Origin of the sequence: Pseudomonas sp. 2995-1 (genome assembly GCF_002742505.1) — a bacterium.
Lineage (GTDB): Bacteria > Pseudomonadota > Gammaproteobacteria > Pseudomonadales > Pseudomonadaceae > Aquipseudomonas > Aquipseudomonas sivasensis.
The window spans coordinates 197,184-217,579 of record NZ_LJSA01000319.1 but is presented as its reverse complement, the minus strand read 5'-3'; the positions used below and the strand labels follow the sequence as shown (position 1 = coordinate 217,579).

18 protein-coding genes and 1 pseudogene are annotated in these 20,396 nt (G+C 60.0%); 8 read left to right on the top strand and 11 right to left on the bottom strand.

The features are described from left to right. Positions 1-32: 32 nt before the first annotated feature. Genes AOA61_RS07155 through AOA61_RS07130 form a run of 6 tightly spaced genes read right to left on the bottom strand, consistent with a single transcriptional unit; the run spans position 33 to position 6,196 of the window. Positions 33-1,547 carry an ABC transporter substrate-binding protein gene (locus AOA61_RS07155; protein ID WP_032888899.1) on the bottom strand — a complete coding sequence of 505 codons (1,515 nt, stop codon included), beginning with the start codon at positions 1,545-1,547 and terminating at the stop codon, positions 33-35. Between the two features lie 35 nt (positions 1,548-1,582). Continuing rightward, positions 1,583-2,554 (bottom strand): ABC transporter ATP-binding protein, encoded by a 972-nt coding sequence (locus AOA61_RS07150; RefSeq protein WP_099601427.1) that lies wholly within the window; start codon positions 2,552-2,554, stop codon positions 1,583-1,585. Continuing rightward, on the bottom strand, positions 2,551-3,507 hold the full coding sequence (locus AOA61_RS07145) for an ABC transporter ATP-binding protein (RefSeq protein ID WP_099601426.1): 957 nt from the start codon (positions 3,505-3,507) through the stop codon (positions 2,551-2,553). The genes AOA61_RS07150 and AOA61_RS07145 overlap by 4 nt, the downstream gene beginning before the upstream one ends. Beyond that, positions 3,504-4,361: an ABC transporter permease gene (locus AOA61_RS07140; RefSeq protein ID WP_032888893.1), complete on the bottom strand. Its 858-nt coding sequence runs from the start codon at positions 4,359-4,361 to the stop codon at positions 3,504-3,506. Before AOA61_RS07140 ends, AOA61_RS07145 begins: the two co-directional genes overlap by 4 nt. Continuing rightward, entirely contained in the window at positions 4,358-5,305 is a 948-nt protein-coding gene (locus AOA61_RS07135) for an ABC transporter permease (protein ID WP_032888892.1), read from the bottom strand. Before AOA61_RS07135 ends, AOA61_RS07140 begins: the two co-directional genes overlap by 4 nt. 3 nt (positions 5,306-5,308) lie before the next feature. Next, positions 5,309-6,196: a proline iminopeptidase-family hydrolase gene (locus tag AOA61_RS07130; RefSeq protein ID WP_095184185.1), complete on the bottom strand. Its 888-nt coding sequence runs from the start codon at positions 6,194-6,196 to the stop codon at positions 5,309-5,311. 183 nt (positions 6,197-6,379) lie between these two features. Between AOA61_RS07130 and AOA61_RS07125 the strand changes: the two genes are divergently transcribed. Together AOA61_RS07125 and AOA61_RS07120 are read left to right on the top strand one after the other, a co-directional pair. Then, positions 6,380-7,144 (top strand): LuxR family transcriptional regulator, encoded by a 765-nt coding sequence (locus AOA61_RS07125; RefSeq protein ID WP_032888888.1) that lies wholly within the window; start codon positions 6,380-6,382, stop codon positions 7,142-7,144. A gap of 92 nt (positions 7,145-7,236) precedes the next feature. Further along, complete coding sequence (locus tag AOA61_RS07120) at positions 7,237-8,169, top strand: proline iminopeptidase-family hydrolase (RefSeq protein WP_032888886.1); 933 nt, start codon at positions 7,237-7,239, stop codon at positions 8,167-8,169. Positions 8,170-8,269: 100 nt separating this feature from the next. On the opposite strand, the gene AOA61_RS07115 is transcribed toward AOA61_RS07120, so the two are convergent. Beyond that, entirely contained in the window at positions 8,270-9,772 is a 1,503-nt protein-coding gene (locus tag AOA61_RS07115) for a nucleobase:cation symporter-2 family protein (RefSeq protein ID WP_099601425.1), read from the bottom strand. A gap of 157 nt (positions 9,773-9,929) precedes the next feature. Between AOA61_RS07115 and AOA61_RS07110 the strand changes: the two genes are divergently transcribed. Continuing rightward, entirely contained in the window at positions 9,930-10,763 is an 834-nt protein-coding gene (locus AOA61_RS07110; RefSeq protein WP_032888882.1) for a hypothetical protein, read from the top strand. Between the two features lie 67 nt (positions 10,764-10,830). On the opposite strand, the gene punC is transcribed toward AOA61_RS07110, so the two are convergent. Then, positions 10,831-12,009, bottom strand: a complete 1,179-nt coding sequence (gene punC, locus AOA61_RS07105; protein WP_032888880.1) for a purine nucleoside transporter PunC — start codon at positions 12,007-12,009, stop codon at positions 10,831-10,833. 122 nt (positions 12,010-12,131) lie between these two features. Between punC and punR the strand changes: the two genes are divergently transcribed. Beyond that, positions 12,132-13,055, top strand: coding sequence for a DNA-binding transcriptional activator PunR (gene punR, locus AOA61_RS07100; RefSeq protein ID WP_095184183.1), 924 nt, complete (start codon positions 12,132-12,134; stop codon positions 13,053-13,055). Here punR and AOA61_RS07095 read toward each other — a convergent pair. Next, entirely contained in the window at positions 13,027-14,205 is a 1,179-nt protein-coding gene (locus AOA61_RS07095; protein WP_099601424.1) for an acetylornithine transaminase, read from the bottom strand. The genes punR and AOA61_RS07095 overlap by 29 nt on opposite strands. A gap of 96 nt (positions 14,206-14,301) precedes the next feature. Between AOA61_RS07095 and AOA61_RS07090 the strand changes: the two genes are divergently transcribed. Next, positions 14,302-15,207: a LysR family transcriptional regulator gene (locus tag AOA61_RS07090; protein ID WP_095184181.1), complete on the top strand. Its 906-nt coding sequence runs from the start codon at positions 14,302-14,304 to the stop codon at positions 15,205-15,207. On the opposite strand, the gene AOA61_RS07085 is transcribed toward AOA61_RS07090, so the two are convergent. Further along, positions 15,204-15,827, bottom strand: a complete 624-nt coding sequence (locus AOA61_RS07085) for an HAD family phosphatase (protein WP_095184180.1) — start codon at positions 15,825-15,827, stop codon at positions 15,204-15,206. The genes AOA61_RS07090 and AOA61_RS07085 overlap by 4 nt on opposite strands. A gap of 304 nt (positions 15,828-16,131) precedes the next feature. Here AOA61_RS07085 and AOA61_RS07080 point away from each other — a divergent pair, with 304 nt between their 5' ends. After that, positions 16,132-17,301 carry an anthrax toxin-like adenylyl cyclase domain-containing protein gene (locus AOA61_RS07080; RefSeq protein WP_099601423.1) on the top strand — a complete coding sequence of 390 codons (1,170 nt, stop codon included), beginning with the start codon at positions 16,132-16,134 and terminating at the stop codon, positions 17,299-17,301. 63 nt (positions 17,302-17,364) lie between these two features. Here AOA61_RS07080 and fabV read toward each other — a convergent pair whose 3' ends face one another. After that, positions 17,365-18,561, bottom strand: coding sequence for an enoyl-ACP reductase FabV (gene fabV, locus AOA61_RS07075; protein ID WP_099601504.1), 1,197 nt, complete (start codon positions 18,559-18,561; stop codon positions 17,365-17,367). 192 nt (positions 18,562-18,753) lie between these two features. Between fabV and AOA61_RS32155 the strand changes: the two are divergent. Beyond that, positions 18,754-18,852 (top strand): annotated as a pseudogene (locus AOA61_RS32155) (beta-hydroxylase); the annotation flags it as partial. A 148-nt stretch (positions 18,853-19,000) separates the two neighbouring features. Then, positions 19,001-20,374, top strand: a complete 1,374-nt coding sequence (gene ppnN, locus AOA61_RS07065) for a nucleotide 5'-monophosphate nucleosidase PpnN (RefSeq protein WP_032888871.1) — start codon at positions 19,001-19,003, stop codon at positions 20,372-20,374. Positions 20,375-20,396: the final 22 nt, after the last annotated feature.

Here is a 20,396-nt window from a genome sequence, read left to right as displayed (position 1 = left end):
TCATCACAGGTCTCGCCCCACATTGGGTTTACTTAGTTCTTCACCACTTCCTCAAGGGTGAAGCGCCCCAGCGGGTTTTGCAGGAAATTGCTCACGTTCTTGCGTGAGATGTTGATGTAGGGGCTGTAGTACAAGTCGATCCAGTTCACATCCTGTTTCGCCAGTTTTTGCAGCTCCACATACATCTGCTCACGCTTGACCGGGTCCGCCTCAATCCGCGCCGCAGCCACCAGGTCCTTGACCTTGTCGTTCTTGTAGCGGGTCATGTAGTTCTGGTTGGTGTCGTGGCCCAGCACAAAGGTGGTCTTCTGGTCCGGGTCGAGGATGTCGTTGGTCCAGTACATCACGGAAATATCGTACTCACCGTCCACCAGCATCTGCCAACTTTGAGTCGGGTCGACCTTCTGCAGGTTGGCGGTGACGCCGACTTTGGCCAACTGGTCCTTGATGATCACCGCGATCTGCTCGTCAGCCTCATTGCCGGCGTTGACCACGTAGTTCAGCTTCAAGTCCTTGGCACCGGCAGCAGCCAGTAATTTCTTGGCTTCGGCCGGGTCGTACGGGCGTTGCAGGTTGTTGGCGTAGTGGTACAGCGAACCTTTTGGAATGTAGGAATAGGCCACGGTGCCCTGACCGTAGGTGGCGGTCTTGACCAGCGATTGTTTGTCGATGGCCATGTCCAGCGCCTGACGGACTTCCGGCTTGGCCAGCAGGCCATGGGCGTGGTTGATCAACAGGTGATCTTCACGGGTGGAAGGGTCGGCGTGGATCACCACGTTCTTGTCTTTCTTCAGCTCTTCAACCCGGGAGAACGGCACGAAGATCGCCGTGTCCAGCTCGTTGTTCTGCACCATGCGCATGCGCGTGTTGTCGTCGGTCACCGAGACCCACTCCACGCCATCCAGGCTCACATTCTTGGCCTGCCAGAAGTTCGGGTTCTTCTTCAGGATCACCCGATCGCCCTTGCGCCACTCCTCCACGGTAAACGCGCCGGATGTCACCGGGTTTTCCGAGTAGGCGTCTTCGCCCATCTTGGTCATGGCTTTTTCCGACAGGATCGAAACCGTCGGGGAAGCCAGTTGCGAGAGGAACGCCACGGCAGGCGTCTTCAAGGTGACGACCAGGGTTTTCGGGTCGGCGGCGTTGGCCGTGTTGATCAGGTTGAAAGGGTCCGCCCACAGCGAGGCTTTGTTATCGCGGATGCGCAGCAGGCTGAACGCCGCATCTTCAGCGGTGATCGGCGAGCCGTCAGAGAATTTCGCATCGCGCAGTTTGAAGGTGTAAGTCAGGCCATCCTTGGAAATGTCCCAGCTTTCGGCCAGGCCCGGTTCCATCTTGGTGCCCAGGTTATCCACGCGCACCAGGGTGTCGTAGACGTTGGCGAACACCCAGGTGTCGCGGTTTTGCGCGCTTTTGATCGGGTCGAACGTGGTGCTGTCTTCACGGCAGCCAATAGTCAGGACGCCAGCGGCCTGGGCCAAACCAGCGGTCAGCGACCAAGCCGTAAGCGTAGCGGCGGCGAGCAACTTCAAGTGACGGGATTGCATGTCATAACTCCTTGTTCATGAATGGCAGGGAAGGGTCAAAGCAAAGGTGATTCAAGCACGCAACTGTATCGATGCTCGTGCAGGAAATGAGAAGGCGGCGACGCCACGGAACACATGGCGCGCGCATACCGGCAACGTGGGTGAAAGGCGCAGCCGGTGGGTAAATTCAGTGGGCTCGGTGGCTCACCGGGCAAAGGTTCTGCAGGCAATGGCCGATGCGGATCGATCTCCGGAATCGCCTGGATCAACGCCGCCGTATAGGGATGACGCGGCGCGCTGAACACTGCCTCAACGGGCCCTTCCTCGACGATCTTGCCCAAGTACATCACCGCCACGCGGTCGCACAGGCGCCGCACGATGGCCAAGTCATGGGCGATAAACAGGATGGCCAGGTTCATGCGCTGTTGCAGTTCCAACAGCAGATTGATGATCTGCCCCTGGATCGACACATCCAGCGCCGCCACGCACTCATCGGCGATGATCAGGCGCGGCTCCACCGCCAAGGCGCGAGCAATGCCGACGCGCTGGCATTGACCGCCACTGAGGGAGCCGGGTTTTCGACTGGCCAGTTCGGGGCGCAAGCCGACCAGCTCAAGCAGTTCGTTGACGCGCGCCGGGATGCGCTCTGCTGGGACTTTGCGCTGCACCCGCAGCACCTCGGCGATGGTTTCGCCGATGGTCTGGCGCGGGTTCAACGCGGCGTAGGGGTCCTGAAAGATCATCGCCGTTTCATGGCGCAAACGCGCGATCTCGATCGCGCTGCCATGGGCCATGTCGATGCCATCGAACAACACCTGCCCGGCGCTGATCGGGTTGAGGTGCAGGATCGCCCGGCCAAGGGTGCTTTTACCGCTGCCGGACTCGCCCACCAACCCGAGGGTTTCGCCGGCCGCCAGGTTCAGCGACACACCGTTCACCGCCCTCACCCACTGTGTGTTCAGGCCAAACAAACCGCTGCCGGACGCCGCAAAGCGCACCTCCAGATCCTTGATCTGCAACAGGCTCATGGTCGCGCTCCCAGCGGATAGTGACAGGCTACGCGGGCACCTTCTGGCAGCACCTCGGTACATAAGGCACCGACCTGCGGGCAGCGCGGATTGAAGCGGCAGCCGCCGGGCAAGGCATCCAGCAACGGCGGCTGGCCGGGAATGGTGCGCAACAAGGCGTGGCCACTGCTGTGGGCCGGCTGGCAGTCAATCAGGCCAGCGGTGTACGGATGTTGCGGATGGGCCAGCAGGTCGTACTTACTGCCGTGTTCGCACAGGCGCCCCGCGTACATCACCGCGATGGAATCACAGGTTTGCGCCACCACGCCCAAGTCGTGGGTGATCATGATGATCGACAAGCCACGCTGGTCGCGCAGGTCCAACAACAGACGCAGGATTTGCGCCTGGACGGTCACATCCAGGGCGGTGGTCGGCTCGTCGGCGATCAGTACCCTTGGGTTGCAGGCCAAGGCCACGGCGATCATGGCGCGCTGGCGCATGCCGCCGGAAAACTGGTGAGGATAGTTGTCGACGCGCGCCTGTGGATCGGGAATACCCACCTGGCGCAGTACGTCGATGGCGTGTCGTCGGGCATCTTTTTTCGACGCGCCCTGGTGCAGGCGAATACCCTCGGCGATCTGCTCGCCGATGCGCATCAGCGGGTCGAGGTGGCTGCTGGGGTTCTGGAAAATCATGCCCAATTGCCCGCCGCGTATCGCACGCATGCCCGCGTCATCCAGTGACAGCAGATCCTGACCGGCCAGGCACACGGCACCGCCCTGCACGCGCAGATCAGGCGACGGCAGCAGCCGCATCAGGCCTCGGCAGGCCATGGTCTTGCCCGAGCCGCTTTCGCCCACCAAACCAAGGATTTCGCCTTCGGCCAGGTCGAAGGAGACGCGGTCGACCAAGGTGACATCGCGCCCCGCGTTATTGGCGATTACGCTGAGGTCTCGTACCTGAAGCAGACTCATGACCGATCCCCTAACACTTGCGCCACACCATCAGCCAACAGGCTGAAACCCATGGCTAGGGTCACGATGGCTAACCCCGGAAAGGTGCAGATCCACCAGGCCGTGGTAATAAACGCCTGCCCTTCGGCGACCATCGTCCCCCATTCGGCGGTCGGCGGTTGCACCCCAAGGCCCAGGTAGCTCACGGCGGCACCGTTGAGCAGCACCAGCACCGCATCGGACATGGAAAACACAATCGAGCCAAACATCGCATTCGGCAGCAAATGCCGGAACAGGATGCGCCCATGACCAAAACCCAGGCTCTTGGCGGCCAGGGCAAAGTCGCTTTCCTTGAGCACCAGGATCTGCGAACGGATCAGCCTCGCATACGAGACCCACCCCACCAGCGCCATGGCGATGTAAAAGCTCTTAAGGCCCGGGCCGAGGATGGCCATGATCGCCAGCATCAGCACCAGGAACGGGAACGCCAGGATCACATCGATCACACGCATGCAGAAACTGTCGAAACGACCGCCGATGTAACCCGAGACCGCGCCCATAAAGGTGCCGATCATGAAGGGGAAAATGACCCCGATGATGGCCAACTGCAGGTCAATACGTGCGCCCCAGATGACCCTGGACAGAATGTCGCGACCGTAGTTATCGGTGCCGAATGGATGGGCCAGGCTGGGACCGATCAAACTGATATCGGTGTTCTGTGCAATCGGATCAAAAGGCGCGATCCATGGCGCAAACAGCGCAAGGGTCAACCACACCAACAGTATCAATAGCCCCCACGCGGCCGTCAGCCGGCCATTGCGAAAACCAAAGCGCAGGCGCAAGCGCCATGGGGCAATCAGCGGGCGGCTGCTCATTGCATTTTCACCCGCGGGTCGAGGGCCACCGTCGCCACATCCGCGATGAAGTTCACCACCACCGTCGCGCAGGCCAACACCATGGCCACGCCCTGCACCACCATGTAGTCGCGGGTAAAGATGCCGCGCACCAATAACTGACCAATGCCAGGAATGGCGAACAGGCTTTCGATGACCACTGTGCCGCTGATCAGCCAGCCAATATTCACTGCCAGCAGGTTGACCGCTGGCACCAGGGAATTGGGCAACACATGGCGGCGAAACACGGCGGCTTCGGACAGTCCGCGCGCACGGGCAGCGGTAACATGGTCCGCCTGCAACTCCATCAACATGCTCGCCCGCAGGTTGCGCACCAGTACTGCCGACAGCGCCAGGGCAATAGTCAGGCACGGCAGGACCATATGGTGTGCCTTGTCCAGCCAGGTGCGACCGTAGCCGGACACCGGGAACAAGCCCCATTTCACACTCAGCAGCAGGATCAGCATCAAACCCAGCCAGAACGCCGGCATGCCCAGGCCCACCGTGGTGAATACGCGGATCAGGTTGTCGGCCCAGCCGCCTTTATTGCGCGCAGCCCAGGTTGCCAGGGGCACCGCGATCAGCAGCGCCAGCACCACGCTGCCGAGTACCAGCACCAGGGTCGGCTCGATACGGGTGACGATCAGCTTCAGCGCGTCGACCTTGTACAGCAGCGATTGACCGAGGTCGCCCTTCAGGAGGTTCTTCAGAAAATAGAAATATTGCAGCCACAACGGCTGATCGAGGCCGTACTGGGCGCGGATTTTCAGCAACGCGTCCGGTGTACTGCGCGAGCCGAGCAACGCACGCGCCGGGTCGCCGGGGATCGAGCGCACCAGCACAAAGGTAATCAGGCTGATGCCAAACAGCACCGGCAGCAATTGCAGCGGCCGGGACAGCACAAAACGGTAGCGCGCCAAGTTCATCCGTCAGCCTCGGTGGCGAGCAAGAAAGTCCAGCAGCACCGGGAAATACGCCTGGGGTTCTTCGTAGAACGGCATATGGCTGCTGTTGGGGAATACGTGCAGTTCGGCGTGTCTGGCCGCCATCTTCATGCGCATGGCACAGGCCGGGGTGAGTTCGTCGTGCTGGCCGGTGGTGATCAAGATCGGCATCTTGAAATCGGCCATCTCGGGGATGCGGTTCCAGTCCTTGAGGTTGCCGACATAGAGGAATTCGTTAGGGCCCTGCATGGTTTCGTAGGGGCCCATGTTCCAGTCGCCGAGGGAGCGTTTGACCGGCTCGGGCCATTCGTCCAGACGGCACACGTGGCGATAGTTGAGCAAGGTGATCGCGGCCTGGTACTGCGGGTGATCGAGGGTGCCCATGGCTTCATGGCGCTGCATCATGGCCACGGTTTCGCTGCCTAAGGCGCCGCGAAGGCGCTCCAGCTCCTGGGACAGGTGCGGAATGTCGCCGACAGTGTTTTCCAGGATCAGGCTTTTCAGCGCGTCGGGATAATGGATGGCGTATTCGATGCCCAGCCAGCCGCCCCATGAATGCCCGAGCAAGTGCACACGGCCCAGCCCCAGTGCCTGGCGCACGGATTCGACTTCTTCGACATAACGGCGTATTTCCCACAGGGAAACATCGGTCGGTCTGGCTGATGCCCCCGTGCCAAGCTGGTCGAATGCAACCACTCGCAGGTTATGCTCTTTGAGCCAGCCATGGGCGTCGCGCAAGTAGTCACACGGCAGGCCTGGCCCGCCGTTGAGGCACAACAGCACCTCATCGCCTTCGCCAAAGCTGTAGACCACGAGGTTATGGCCGTCGACTTGCACGTTGTACTGCTGGTCGGGGGCAATTTCACGCCACATGCATACATTCCTTGTGTTGTATCGGCCTGGCGAGTAGCGGCCGCTTGTCAGGCCAACACTACCGAGGATGCCGCGCGTCCATAACCTAGTAGTTCTTATAGGTTTGGCCTGGCAGTCCTTCGCCGGGGCGTGGCATTCTACTTGCCGCATGTCGAGATTCAAATGAATTCGGGAGCAGAACGGATGCTGACCAAGCTGACTGCCTTCAACAATCGTCTGATGCCGGGCAGGAGCCTGGATGAGCAGATGGACAACGCGTTTATCCTCGCTCAACAGTTAGGCTTCGATGCGCTGGTGTACGACTACTCCCCCGTGCCGATCGACCAGGACGGCGCATTGATCACCCCCTCGGTGCTGGAACTGCGCAATACACCACCCGACTGGCACGCATTATGGTGCAGCAAAGGGTTTTACCAGATCGACCCGGTGCAACACCTGGCCCTGAGCACGGTATCGCCGTTCGTATGGTCCTACGAAGCCAAGGCCGACACCCCACTGCAAAAAATCATCGATCCGTGCCACGCGCCGGTTTCATCCTACCTGCATGACCAGCAGCTGACCTGCGGCGTCAGCGTACCGATCCACCTGCCCCGTGGTGGCTTTGCTTCGCTGACCGGCCTGCGTATCGGTAGCGCGCACACGGTGTTGCAGGACGCGCAGCAAACTTTGTCGGATTTCAGTGTGATTTCCCATGCGTTGCAGGAAGCAGCCTACCCGCTGTTCAGCAAGGAACTGCGCACCTACCCCCATATTCACCTGACCAAACGCGAACGCGAGTGCCTGAAATGGGCCGCCGAAGGCCTGACCGCTGCTGAAATCGCCACGCAGTTGAGCCGTTCGCTGGCGGTGGTCACGCTGCACCTGGCTTCGGCGATGCACAAGCTGGGCGCCAAAAACCGAGTCCAGGCGGTGGTTCGGGCTACCCATTACCGCCTGCTGGAAGACTGATCCATCGGCAAAACCTAGCTGTTTTGCTAGTTACCTAAATTTCGCGCGCAGACTATCGTGTCCCTGAGCCTTTTTTCAGAGCAGGGTACGAAATGGAATTCATCGAAAAAATTCGCGAAGGGTATGCGGCCTTTGGCGCCTACCAGACCTGGTATCGCGTCACTGGCGACCTGTCCAGCGGCCGTACACCACTGGTCGTCATCCACGGCGGCCCCGGCTGTACCCATGATTATGTCGACGCCTTCAAGGACGTCGCAGCCAGCGGCCACGCGGTCATCCACTACGACCAACTGGGCAATGGCCGCTCCACGCATTTGCCTGAGAAAGATCCGTCCTTCTGGACCGTCGACTTGTTCCTCAAGGAACTGGATAACCTGCTGGATCACCTGCAGATCAGCGACAACTACGCGATCCTCGGCCAGTCCTGGGGCGGCATGCTCGGCAGTGAACATGCAATCTTGCAACCCAAGGGTCTGCGCGCGTTCATCCCGGCCAACTCCCCGACCTGCATGCGCACTTGGGTCAGCGAGGCCAATCGCCTGCGCCAATTGCTGCCGGAAGGCGTGCACGAAACCCTGCTCAAGCACGAAGCCGCTGGCACCTATCAGGACCCGGAATACCTCGCCGCCTCGCGGGTGTTCTATGACCAGCACGTATGCCGCGTGAACCCCTGGCCGGAGGAAGTGGCGCGCACTTTCGCCCAGGTCGATTCAGACCCTACGGTTTATCACGCCATGAGCGGCCCGACCGAGTTCCACGTGATCGGCAGTCTGAAGGACTGGAAATCCATTGGCCGCCTCTCGGCGATCAAGGTGCCGACCCTGGTGATCTCGGGCCGACATGACGAGGCCACCCCACTGGTGGTCAAGCCGTTTCTGGATGAGATCGCGGATGTACGCTGGGCGCTGTTCGAAGACTCCAGCCACATGCCACACGTAGAAGAACGCCAGGCCTGCATGGGGACCGTGGTGAAGTTTTTGGATGAGGCCTGTTCAGTGCCGCACCCCGTCCGCAAGGCTGGTTGAGTTCCAAATGTGGGAGGGGGCTTGCTCCCGATAGCGCTGGGTCAGTCACGACTACTGTGGCTGACACCCTGCTATCGGGAGCAAGCCCCCTCCCACATTTTCAGACCTCTGTGGTTTCAGGCTGCGCCGTTTTCCTTGGCACCTCCGCTACCAATGGAATCTCCTTGCCCTCGGCATCAAACAACTTGCCGCCCCTGAAGTAATCTCCATCCCGCAACGCCGCGACATCGTGGAAGCACAAACTGCGCTCGGTCCCCGCCACGAACACCGACTGCTGATCCGAATTGCCCGCTGTGAAGTGGTTAAACGCCAGGTTCAACAAGATCGCCATGATCGCCGACGAGCTGATGCCCGAGTGGAAAATGGTCGCAAACCAGCTAGGGAATTGATCGTAGAAACTCGGCGCTGCAATCGGAATCATGCCAAAACCGATGGAGGTGGCGACGATGATCAGGTTCATGTTGTTGCGGTAATCCACTTTCGACAGGGTGCGAATACCACTGGCCGCCACGGTGCCGAACAGCACAATCCCGGCACCGCCCAGCACCGAGGTGGGCACCGCGGCGATCACCCGGCCCATGAATGGCAGCAGGCCAAGGATCACCAGGAACAGGCCACCGGTGGCAACCACGAAGCGACTCTTCACCCCGGTCACCGCCACCAGGCCGACGTTCTGGGCGAACGCACTCTGGGTGAACGAACCGAAGATCGGCGCGAACATACTCGACAGCATGTCGGCGCGCAGGCCATTACCGAGGCGTTTGGAGTCGACTTTGGTGTCGATGATCTCGCCCACGGCCAAGATGTCGGCCGAGGTTTCCACCAGGGTCACCATCACCACGATGCACATGGAAATGATCGCCGCGATGTGGAAGGTCGGCATGCCGAAATGGAAGGGCGTAGGGAAACCAAACATCGGGCCCTGGCTCACGCCGGAAAAGTCCGCCATGCCGAGGAACACCGCAATCACCGTGCCGATGACCATCGCCAGCAGGATCGACAGGCGCGAGATGGTTGCGCTGCCAATCTTGCTCAATAGCAGCACCAATACCAAGGTCAACGCCGCCAGGCCGATATTGGGCATGCTGCCGAAATCTGCAGCGCGGCTGTTACCCCCCATGGCCCAGCGCGCCGCCACGGGCATCAGCGTCAGGCCGATGGTGGTGATCACGATGCCAGTCACCAATGGCGGGAAGAACTTGGTAATCCGCGAGAACACGGGCGTGATCAGTAGCCCGATAAACGACGCGGCCATCACCGCCCCAAGAATCGCCGGCACCCCGCCAGCGCCGTCGCTGCCGACAATCGCCACCATGGTTGCCACACCGGCAAATGACACGCCCTGCACCAGCGGCAACTGACAGCCAAAGAACGGCAGGCCAAGAGTTTGCAACAGGGTGGCCAAGCCACCAGCGAACAGCGACGCGGCGATCAGCAGACCAATATCTGCCGGTGACAACCCGGCCGCCTGACCGACGATCAACGGTACCGCGACGATGCCGCCGTACATGGTGAGCACATGCTGCAGGCCGTAAGCCATGTTGGCGGCGACGCCGAGATTCTCATCTTCTGGCCGCTGCGGTGACGCCTTCGGGATAGTCATGGTGAGGGGTTCTCTGTTTTTGTTGTGCGGCCACTGTATGCAATGTTAGGACTAGATGTCCATAGAGTTGTATACAATCAATCGAACAAGATACCCTCCGCCGGCGTTACAAAAACAATCCGGCCGTGATGAGCCAGAACGCCAAAGGACCAGGACCATGAAAAAGGTATTACAGGGCGCCACCGTTGCACTCACCCTTCTCGGCGGCGGGGAGGCTGTCGCGGTGGAATGGATGAACAACAGCGTAGGCTTTCGCTACGGCCAGCAGTTCACCAACCCGAACAACCCCGATGAATTCAGCAAGCGCATCTACAGCTTCACCCACGCCAGCGGCTACCAATACGGCAGCAATTTCCTGAACCTGGACGTGTTCCTGTCCGACAGCCGCGACCCGCGCAAGGGCACTGATCACGGTGGCAGCGAGGTGTACGCCGTGTATCGGCATCAGCTGTACGCCTCACGCGTATTTGATGTGCCGCTGGGCACCGGGCTGATCAAGGATTACGCGCTGACCTTGGGCTTTGATGCCAACCGCAACAACAACTTCGCCTCGGCCAAAAAGCGTGCGCTGGTGCTCGGCCCGACCTTGAAGTTCAACACCGTGGGCGTGCTGGACCTGAGCCTGATGTACTACAAGGAAAAGAATCACACCGGCATCCCCGGCGCGCAGGAGTCGAACCACACCTTCGACGACACCTACATGCTTAACCTGACTTGGATGCGCCCATTCGAAATCGCCAACCACGCGGCAAAATTCCAGGGTTTTATCAATTACGTCGGGGAAAAAGGCGAGGACTACCATGGCCGTGACACTGCGCCGGAAGCCTTGATGCGCACCGCGTTGATGGTGGCGGTACGACCGGGTAAGAGCGTAAAGCCGAACCTGTACCTCGGGGTGGGTTACGAGTACTGGCACAACAAATTCGGTGTGGACGGCGGCCGGGGTAGCCGCACGTCAACACCGACGGTGAATATGGAGATCACGTTTTAGCCACTCACCCAGCCGAGTCAAAATGTGGGAGGGGCTTGCCCCCTCTCACAGTGATCGCACTGTCAGCCTAAACGCGCGACAGCTTCGAAGCCGTGTGCTTCGGCCGCGCCAGCCAGTAGCCCAACACCGCAAGTGGCGCGGTCGCCAGCATCACGATCACGGTGATCAACAGCGGTTGGTCGATCATCGAAGACACCAGCAGGCTGCTGAGAAAACACAGGCCCAGTTGCAAGGTGTTTTGCAACGCGGCCGCCTTGCCGGAATTTTCCGCAAACGGCATCAGTGCATTCGCCACCACGATCGGATAACTCGCACCGTTGACCAACGCCATCAGACAGAACGGAATCAGCAAGGTGGTGAGGGTCGGCACGGTCATGGTCGCAACCAGATACAGCGCCACCATGCTGATGCAGTAGGCCGCCAGTAACCAAGGCAACAACGTCTTGCCCTGGAAACGCTGCAAGGCGCTGCGGCAGCTGTAGCCGCCCACCAGAAACGCCAGTGTCGGCAACACGTAACTCAGGCCGATGTCATTCGGGCTGTAGCCCATGTCGCCAAGGATGAACGGCGAAGCCGTCAGCCAGGCAAAGAAACTGGCGGAGCAGGCGGCGAAGATCATCACGTTGCCGGTGAACACCCGGGAAGTGAGCAACTGCCCATAACCGAGGCGTGTCGGAGTTTCTGCCTGCCGTTTCGGCACGCTGCGTAGGAACAAGGTCGGCAGCAGCAACAGCAGTGATACGCCCAGTAAGACCCCAAAGATCGCCTGCCAACCGAAGTGGTTCAGCACCATCGCGCCCAACAGCGGCGCCAGGGCAGGCGACAGCGACATCAGCGGCATGATGCTGGCGAACACCCGGTGAGCCTTGTCGGCCGGGTAGCGGTCAATGACCAGCGCCTGCCAGCTCACAGCAGCGGAGCACACGCCAATGGCCTGCATAAAGCGCAAGGCCAGCAATTGCGACGCGGTCTCGACCCAGAACATTCCGGCGCAGCCCAGCACAAACAGACTCAAGCCTGCGAGCAAGATCGGCTTGCGCCCCAGGCGATCGGACAACGGGCCCCACAGCAACTGCCCCAGCGCAAAGCCGGCGAGGAAAATACTCAAGCTGGCCCCCACCGCGCCAGCGCCAATCTGCAACTGCTCGCCCATGGCGCCGAACGCCGGCAAGTACATATCCATGGCCAGATAACCGAGCATGCTCAGCCCCGCCAGGTACCAGGTAAAACCAAAAGAATTTTTCATTGAAGCCTTGTAGATCTTGCCATCAAACTATTTGCTGACTGGCGGCCATTATGAGGCTGACAGATTTTGTGTGAAGCGATAATAATTGGACACTCTTATCAATAATTTTGAAGGCAGTCACCATGTGGTCTGAATACTCCCTGGATGTAGTCGATGCGGTGGCACGCCATGGCAGTTTCAGCGCTGCCGCCCAGGAATTGCACCGCGTGCCGTCGGCCATCAGCTACACCGTGCGTCAACTGGAAGAATGGTTGGCAGTGCCACTGTTTGTGCGGCGCCATCGCGACGTAGAGCTGACCCCGGCGGGCCGTCTATTTATAGACGAAGCCCGAGGCGTGATGAAAAAAATGCTCGGCACGCGGCGTCTGTGTCAGCAAGTGGCGAACGGTTGGAGCGGTCAGTTGAAGGTGGCCGTGGACTCCATCGTCAAACCCCAGCGTTGCCGGCAGTTGGTGCTGGATTTCTATCGACAGTTCCCCGAGGTGGAATTGTTGCTGGAATACGAGGTGTACAACGGCGTGTGGGACGCCCTGGCCGATGAGCGCACCGACATTGTGATCGGCGCCACCAGCGCGGTGCCGGTGGCCAGTCACTTCACCTTTCGCGACATGGGGTTGTTGAACTGGTTGTGTGTGGTCAGCGCCAAGCATCCACTGGCGGCGGTGCAAGGGCTGCTCAGCGATGACCAACTGCGCCCGTTCGCATCACTGTGCATGACCGACACTTCACGCAACCTCCCCAAGCGCGACACCTGGACGCTGGATAACCAACGTCGGCTGGTGGTGCCGAACTGGGCGTCCGCCATCGATTGCCTGCGTGATGGTCTGTGCGTCGGCATGGCGCCAGCGCATCAGGTGTTGCCGTGGATCGAACGCGGTGAACTGGTGGCGCTGCAATTGACCCGGCCCTTCCCCGCCAGCCCGTCGTGCGTGGCCTGGGCACAGAACAAACTGTCCCCGGCCATGGCGTGGTTGCTGGAGTATCTGGGGGATAAAGAGACAATGAACCAGGAATGGCTCAATGGGCCTGATCCAATAAACGGGTGATGGCTCGCACGATCATTTCGACCTCCTTGGCATCCAGGGTCAACGGCGGCAACAGGCGAATGACCTTACCCCGCGTCACATTGATCAGTAGCCCATGCTCCTGGGCAGCGCGCTGGGCCAGTTCGCGGTAAGGGCTGGTCAGCTCGATGCCGATCATCAAGCCTTGCCCGCGAATCGCCATTACCTGCGGGTGTTCGTCCAATTCCATCCGCAACCGCGCCAGCAAGCGCTCGCCCTGCTGCGCAGCGTTCTGCAACAGGCCTTGCTCTTCGATAATGTCCAACACGGTGCAGCCCACGCGACACGCCAGCGGGTTGCCGCCGAAAGTGCTGCCGTGGCTGCCCGGCGTGAATAACTGGGCCACCCCCGCCCTTGCAAGGCAGGCGCCGATGGGCACACCGTTGCCCAGGCCTTTGGCCAAGGTCATCACGTCCGGCAGGATGCCTTCATGCTGGAAAGCAAACCAGGCGCCGGTACGGCCGATGCCGGTCTGGATTTCATCCAGCATCATCAGCCAACCGTGGCGCGTGCAGTGATCGCGCAGCGCTTGCAGGTAACCCGGCGGCGCCGGCAGCACGCCGCTTTCGCCCTGGATCGGCTCCAGCAAGACCGCCGCGATCCGCGTACCAAACGTTTTGGTGAGTGCTTCGATGGCCGCCAGATCACCAAACCGGACCTTGAGAAAATCCCCCGGCAAGCGCTGAAAACCAAGGCGCACCGACGGCCCATCACTGGCGGCCATGGTGCCAAGCGTGCGGCCGTGGAAGGCATTCTCCATGACCACCACCAACGGCTCTTCGATGCCTTTTTTCCAACCATGCAACCGCGCCAGTTTCAACGCGGTCTCGTTGGCTTCGGCGCCGGAGTTGTTGAAAAAAACGCGGTCCAGGCCGGACAGTAGCGTCAAGCGCTGGGCCAGACGTTGCTGCCAATCAATGCTGTAGAGGTTCGAGGTATGCAGCAACAGGCCAGCTTGCTCGCTGATAGCCGTCACCAGTTTCGGGTGGGAGTGGCCGACATTGGTCACCGCCACACCCGCTACCGCGTCCAGGTATTCACGGCCCTGCTGATCCCATAGGCGTGTGCCCAGGCCACGGGTAAAACTCAAGGCCAAGGGTTGGTAGGTGGTCATCAGGCAGGCGGCGGTCATGGTGGCAGGCTCCGGTTGTGGTGATGGAAGTATCGTTAGCCACCTCAGCTGGATAAACTGTGCTTTCCTGCAATGACTTTAAATCAGGGATTGATAATGGACCTGTTCCAGGCAATGTCGGTGTACGTGAAAGTGGTGGAGACCGGCAGCATGACCGCTGCGGCACAGGCCTGTGGGATGTCGACCACCATGGTCGGTAACCATTTGCGCGCCTTGGAGCAACGCCTGGGCGTCAGCCTGCTCAAGCGCACCACGCGCAAGCAGAGCCTGACGGAATTCGGTGGCCAGTATTACCAGCGCTGCCTGGAAGTGCTGGGACTGGTCGCCGACTCCGAACAATTGGCAGAACAGGCCCACAGTGACGTTCCCAAAGGCACCCTGCGCATCACCGCGCCACCCGCCTTCGGCACCGAACGCCTGGCGCCGGCCTTGAGCGAATTCTCGCAACGCTACCCGCTGATCAAACTGTACGTGGTACTCAGCAATCAGCGTATGGACATGGTAGACAGCGGCTTTGACGTGGCGATCCGCCTGGGCGAACTGGAGCCGTCGAGCCTGATCGCCCGCCCCATGCAGGACTACACCATCACCCTGTGCGCCTCACCGCAATACCTGGAGCGGCGTGGCACGCCACAGACGCCTGTAGACCTGCAACACCACGACTGCCTGGCCTTCGCCTACCCATCCACCGACGACTGGCGCAATGCCGACAAGCTCTGGCGCATGACCGGCGCAGAGGGCGAAGTGGAAATCCCGGTGTCCGGTTCGCTGACCATCAACAGCTCCCAAGCCCTGCGCCAGGCGGCAGTGCAAGGCATGGGCATCGTCATGCTGCCCGACGCCCTGGTACAGCCCGACCTGCAGAGCGGCAAGCTGGTGGCGTTGCTAACCACTTACCAACTGCCCAGCCGTCCCATGCACTTGCTGTACGGCCAGGACCGCTATCGCCTGCCAAAGCTGCGCGCCTTTGTCGATTTCGCCATGGAGAAATGGGCGCGCTAGAAGCCCACACCCAACTCCCTCAGCCGAGCCGCCGTCTGTTCGGCTGACACATGGTGAATGCCTTGCCAGCCGAGGGCGATGGCCGCGTCGATATTGCCGGCAACATCATCGATAAATACGACTTCTCCTGGCTGGATATCCGGCAAATGGGCACGAACTTGACTGAGGCTGGCGTGGTAGATCGCCGGATCGGGCTTGATCAGCTTTAACTCGCCAGACACCACGATGTCGCGAAAACACTGCAGGAATGGATAGTGGGCACGGGCATAGGGAAAGGTTTCGGCTGACCAGTTGGTAAGCCCAAACAAGGGCATGTTGGCTGCATGCAGCGCCCTGAGAATCGCCACGCCTTCGGGCAACGGGCCACGCAGCATTTCATGCCAGCGGTCGTAGTACGCCGTGATCAGGGTTTTGTGGTGGGGGAATTGATTGATCAGGACGTGCGTGGCTTCGGCCAGCGGCCGACCCGCGTCCTGCTCGGTGTTCCAGGCCTGGGTGCAGATATTCTCGAGAAACCATTGCCGCTCATCATCATCGGCAATCAGCTTGCGGTACAGGTGTTGCGGGTTCCAATCGAACAACACACCGCCGAAATCAAACACTACTGCGCGAATCGTCATGGGGTCCTCCCGTGTGTGAAACGACATAACCATCACAGTCTGGCATGCCTGCGACCTGCAAGAGCGTGTAAGAGCGAGTAGGAACGCTCTGAGAATTCGACCAGGCCCGGCGATGGGAAACAGCGGAGCTCCCGTGCAGTACGCGGTTTTAACTGACTTGTGCGAGTTCAACTTCACACAGACAGTCACACTCGTTCTCTGCGATTGAGGGCGCTTTCACCTTAGTGTCGGTCGGACAATTCAAGGAGCTGGCGTTTGGAGGGAATCGTTCAACTTCGCAGTAGACATACGTGGAGAAACTTCAATGACAGGCATGATTTCCTCAGTGATTTCCCCTTGCGCGCACAGCCTTCATACGCTGCAAAGCTACCGCGCCCAGGGCGCGAATGATCCCGCAGCCGATCTGGTCGGCCAAGTAAAAAACCAAACAGGCATCGTGACGAGCCATCTTGCCCCGTTGCAAGGCATCGCGGTAATCACCAACTCCATCATTGGCGTACGCCCGGTCGAAACTGTGGCAACAGGCCTGATAGAAGCCGGGCACCCTACCAAAGACTTCCACATCAAAGGGAAAAGCGCCAACTGGGGCCCCCAGGCAGGTTTTATCTGTACAGATCAGGCGCTCAGCAAGCTTGAGCAATTTGCTGAAAAAACGCCGGACAAAGTGGCCAAGGCCAATGAGCAAATCCAGGCGTGCATCCAGGAAGGCCATGCAGTTGCAACCCCTCTGAAACTCTCGGGCCCGCGCATTGATGAGCTGCTCAAGCTCGGCCAGATAACCCAACTGGCAGCCCATGGACCTGACGGCACATTGCAGTTGAGCGCCTGCGGGCCCAGTCAACAGTCGTATACATTCGAAGGCCATCGCACGTCGCCTTCAAGTGACAGCTACCTCATCACTCATCAGGGCAAGCCCCTCGAAGTGCTGGCCAAGCAATCAGAAGGCAAACCGTTGACCGCCGATTACGACCTGCACATGATCGCGCCCCACATCAGCGACTTTGGTCCACAGGACAAACTCCCCGTGCCGGACGTGGCCCACCGTGTCTTCAGGGATCGAGTTGAGCGCTACAAGCAGGTTCCGAAAGAGCTACGCGCAGACTTTGAAAGTGCGGCGCACTTCTACCAGAAAGAAGATCCCCACCTCGGCAATGCGACACCGCGGATAGAGCAGATGATAGAACTCATCAATCAAACGTTGATAGGCGAGGGAGCGCGCGTGGTTCATCACAATGCGGACTCGGGCAGCCCGGCGACGGAAGTGGCCGACAATTACCCGGCGACGTTTTTCCTGCCGGCAAAACTGGGCCGATTCAATGAAATCAGCATCATCCGCGACAGTAGGGAAATGGCAGAACTGATCAAGACCGCCAAGGACAGCGGTTATCACGTACCGCTGAATCCACTCTGGGAGAAAGAAGTGACCACTGTCAGGCGGTCCGACTTTACCCTGGCAAAAAACCGTCTTTCTTGAATCAAGAAAGAGCTGACAGCGGCCTGATAACCCGGTTATCAAGACCGCTGTCAATCACATCATTTACGCCTGGACCAGACCGTTGATCTTCACGGTCGGGTTCACGTCAGCGTCGTAGTCCACGCCATCGACTTCAAAGCCGAACAAGCGCAGGAACTCCGCCTTGTAGCCGGAAAAATCGCTGATCTCGTTGACGTTTTCGTCAGTAACCTGATCCCACAGTGCCGCAACGGCGTCCTGGACCTTAGGCTCCAACTCAGCCAGATCGGCACGCAGGCGGCCGTCGGCGTCGAGTTTCGGCTCGCTGCCGTACAGGCTGTCCTTGAACAGACCGTAAACCTGCTCGATGCAGCCTTCGTGGGTGCCCTGCTCTTTCATCACGCGGAACAGCAGCGACAAGTACAACGGCATGATCGGGATCGCCGAACTGGCCTGGGTCACCACGGCCTTGAGCACCGACACGCGGGCGTCGCCCTTCAGTGCGGCCAGGTTGTCGCGCAGGGTCAGGACTTTCTTGTCGAGGTCTTTCTTGGCTTCGCCGATGGAGCCGTTCCAGTAGATATCCTGGGTCAGCTTCTCGCCGAGGTAGGTGAACGCGGTGGTCTTGGCGCCTTCGGCCAACACGTCCGCATCACGCAGGGCGTCGATCCACAGCTGCCAGTCGGCGCCACCCATGACATTCACGGTGCCGTCGATTTCTTCCTGGGTTGCAGGCTCAAGGGTGGTGTCGACCACAACGCCTTTGTCGGTATTGATACCGCGCAGGGTCACAGCCTTGCCAATTGGCTTGAGGGTGGAGTTATAGACTTCACCGGTTTTAGGATCGGTACGGCGTGGCGCCGCCAGGCTGTAGACCACGAGGTCGATCTTGCCCAGGTCTTTCTTGATGGTTTCGATGGTCAGGCGCTTGATCTCGTCAGAGAACGCGTCGCCGTTGATGCTCTTGGCGTACAGGCCTTTTTCGACGGCAAACTTCTCGAACGCAGCACTGTTGTACCAGCCAGCGGAGCTGAGCTTGCCTTCTTCGCCTTCTTTCTCAAAAAACACGCCCAGGGTGTCGGCGCCGCAGCCAAACGCAGCACTGATACGCGCGGCCAAGCCGTAGCCGGTGGAAGCACCGAGGACCAGCACCTTCTTGGGGCCGCCTTCGATGACGCCGTTTTTAGTGACGTAGTCGATCTGCTCTTTGACGTTCGCTTCACAGCCAACAGGGTGAGCGGTCACACAGATAAAGCCACGAACCCGCGGTTTGATGATCATAAAAATTTCTGCCTCTTCCAAGGTGCCGAAGGCCAATGGTGGCCATTCAACTTCAATCGTACCGGTCTATGACGCCTGAAAAACCGAAGCGTCACGATAGACGTAAATCTTCCGTTTACAAAATTCAATCCACACAAGGCTGGCAAGGCTTGAAAACGATGTAAAGCCTGCACAAGGTCGCACGCCTTTGCGGTGTTGCCGTCGGTGCTCAACGCCGTGATCGCAGGGTTTTGCGGAATGGCCGTTACCCTGCGTCGGGTTTTCTACAAAAACTGGAAGCTGATTCGGTAAGTTCTGCGGCATGATGGGGGTGGACGGTATTTGCGCTGGGCCCCGCGCCTGAGGTAAATATTCGGCTCGTGCGACCGTTTACGGCGCCCACCATTCTCAAGCTATCGCGCCTCGTCGGGTGCGGTGGCTGTGCTTTCAAGGAATCAGAATGCCCCAACGCCAAGTCATCAATGCCTCCGTCAGCCCCAAGGGCAGCCTCGAAACCCTGTCCCAACGTGAAGTCCAGCAACTGAGCGAAGCCGGTACCGGCAGTATCTACACCCTGTTTCGCCAGTGCGCCCTGGCGATCCTCAACACCGGCGCGCATATCGATAACGCCAAGACCATCCTCGACGCCTACAAAGACTTTGAAGTGCGCATCCACCAGCAGGACCGTGGCGTGCGCCTGGAACTGTTGAACGCGCCTGCCGACGCGTTTGTCGATGGTGAAATGATCGCCAGTACCCGTGAGATGTTGTTCAGCGCACTGCGCGACATCGTCTACACCGAGAACGAACTGGACAGCCAGCGCATCGACCTGAGCAACTCCCAAGGCATCACCGACTACGTGTTCCATCTGTTGCGCAACGCCCGCACGCTGCGCCCGGGCGTGGAACCGAAGATCGTGGTGTGCTGGGGTGGGCACTCGATCAATACCGAAGAATACAAATACACCAAGAAAGTCGGCCACGAACTGGGCCTGCGCAGCCTCGACGTATGCACCGGTTGCGGCCCCGGCGTGATGAAAGGCCCGATGAAGGGCGCGACCATTTCCCACGCCAAGCAACGCATCACCGGCGGCCGCTACCTGGGCCTGACCGAGCCGGGCATCATCGCCGCCGAAGCGCCGAACCCGATCGTCAACGAGCTGGTGATCCTGCCGGACATCGAAAAACGCCTGGAGGCTTTTGTGCGTGTCGGCCACGGCATCATCATCTTCCCAGGCGGTGCCGGCACGGCTGAAGAGTTCCTGTACCTGCTTGGCATCCTGATGCACCCGGACAACCGCGACGTGCCCTTCCCGGTCATTCTCACCGGGCCGAAACAGGCTGCGCCGTACTTGCAGCAACTGCATGCCTTCGTCGGTGCCACCCTGGGCGAAGCAGCGCAGGCGCACTACCAGATCATCATCGACGACCCGGCCGAAGTGGCCCGCCAAATGACCGTCGGCCTCAAGGCGGTGAAACAATTCCGCCGCGAACGCAACGACGCGTTCCACTTCAACTGGCTGCTGAAAATCGACGAAGGCTTCCAGCGCCCGTTCGACCCGACCCACGAAAACATGGCCGGCCTGCAACTGAGCCACGCACTTCCACCCCACGAACTGGCGGCCAACCTGCGCCGCGCCTTCTCGGGGATCGTGGCCGGCAACGTGAAGGACAAAGGCATCCGCCTGATCGAGGAGCATGGGCCGTACGAGATCCACGGCGACCCGGCCATCATGAAGCCGCTGGATGAGCTGCTGCAGGCGTTCGTCGCCCAGCACCGCATGAAATTGCCGGGCGGTGCGGCGTACGTGCCTTGTTATCGCGTAGTGCAGTGAGATAAAGGGGCTGGCCGGTCGG

What these genes read in the sequence shown, in the direction of transcription:
- AOA61_RS07155 (WP_032888899.1), bottom strand. Translation starts at nt 1,547, where the DNA reads ATGCAATCCCGTCACTTGAAGTTGCTCGCCGCCGCTACGCTTACGGCT.
- AOA61_RS07150 (WP_099601427.1), bottom strand. Translation starts at nt 2,554, where the DNA reads ATGAGCCTGTTGCAGATCAAGGATCTGGAGGTGCGCTTTGCGGCGTCC.
- AOA61_RS07145 (WP_099601426.1), bottom strand. Translation starts at nt 3,507, where the DNA reads ATGAGTCTGCTTCAGGTACGAGACCTCAGCGTAATCGCCAATAACGCG.
- AOA61_RS07140 (WP_032888893.1), bottom strand. Translation starts at nt 4,361, where the DNA reads ATGAGCAGCCGCCCGCTGATTGCCCCATGGCGCTTGCGCCTGCGCTTT.
- AOA61_RS07135 (WP_032888892.1), bottom strand. Translation starts at nt 5,305, where the DNA reads ATGAACTTGGCGCGCTACCGTTTTGTGCTGTCCCGGCCGCTGCAATTG.
- AOA61_RS07130 (WP_095184185.1), bottom strand. Translation starts at nt 6,196, where the DNA reads ATGTGGCGTGAAATTGCCCCCGACCAGCAGTACAACGTGCAAGTCGAC.
- AOA61_RS07125 (WP_032888888.1), top strand. Translation starts at nt 6,380, where the DNA reads ATGCTGACCAAGCTGACTGCCTTCAACAATCGTCTGATGCCGGGCAGG.
- AOA61_RS07120 (WP_032888886.1), top strand. Translation starts at nt 7,237, where the DNA reads ATGGAATTCATCGAAAAAATTCGCGAAGGGTATGCGGCCTTTGGCGCC.
- AOA61_RS07115 (WP_099601425.1), bottom strand. Translation starts at nt 9,772, where the DNA reads ATGACTATCCCGAAGGCGTCACCGCAGCGGCCAGAAGATGAGAATCTC.
- AOA61_RS07110 (WP_032888882.1), top strand. Translation starts at nt 9,930, where the DNA reads ATGAAAAAGGTATTACAGGGCGCCACCGTTGCACTCACCCTTCTCGGC.
- punC (WP_032888880.1), bottom strand. Translation starts at nt 12,009, where the DNA reads ATGAAAAATTCTTTTGGTTTTACCTGGTACCTGGCGGGGCTGAGCATG.
- punR (WP_095184183.1), top strand. Translation starts at nt 12,132, where the DNA reads ATGTGGTCTGAATACTCCCTGGATGTAGTCGATGCGGTGGCACGCCAT.
- AOA61_RS07095 (WP_099601424.1), bottom strand. Translation starts at nt 14,205, where the DNA reads ATGACCGCCGCCTGCCTGATGACCACCTACCAACCCTTGGCCTTGAGT.
- AOA61_RS07090 (WP_095184181.1), top strand. Translation starts at nt 14,302, where the DNA reads ATGGACCTGTTCCAGGCAATGTCGGTGTACGTGAAAGTGGTGGAGACC.
- AOA61_RS07085 (WP_095184180.1), bottom strand. Translation starts at nt 15,827, where the DNA reads ATGACGATTCGCGCAGTAGTGTTTGATTTCGGCGGTGTGTTGTTCGAT.
- AOA61_RS07080 (WP_099601423.1), top strand. Translation starts at nt 16,132, where the DNA reads ATGACAGGCATGATTTCCTCAGTGATTTCCCCTTGCGCGCACAGCCTT.
- fabV (WP_099601504.1), bottom strand. Translation starts at nt 18,561, where the DNA reads ATGATCATCAAACCGCGGGTTCGTGGCTTTATCTGTGTGACCGCTCAC.
- ppnN (WP_032888871.1), top strand. Translation starts at nt 19,001, where the DNA reads ATGCCCCAACGCCAAGTCATCAATGCCTCCGTCAGCCCCAAGGGCAGC.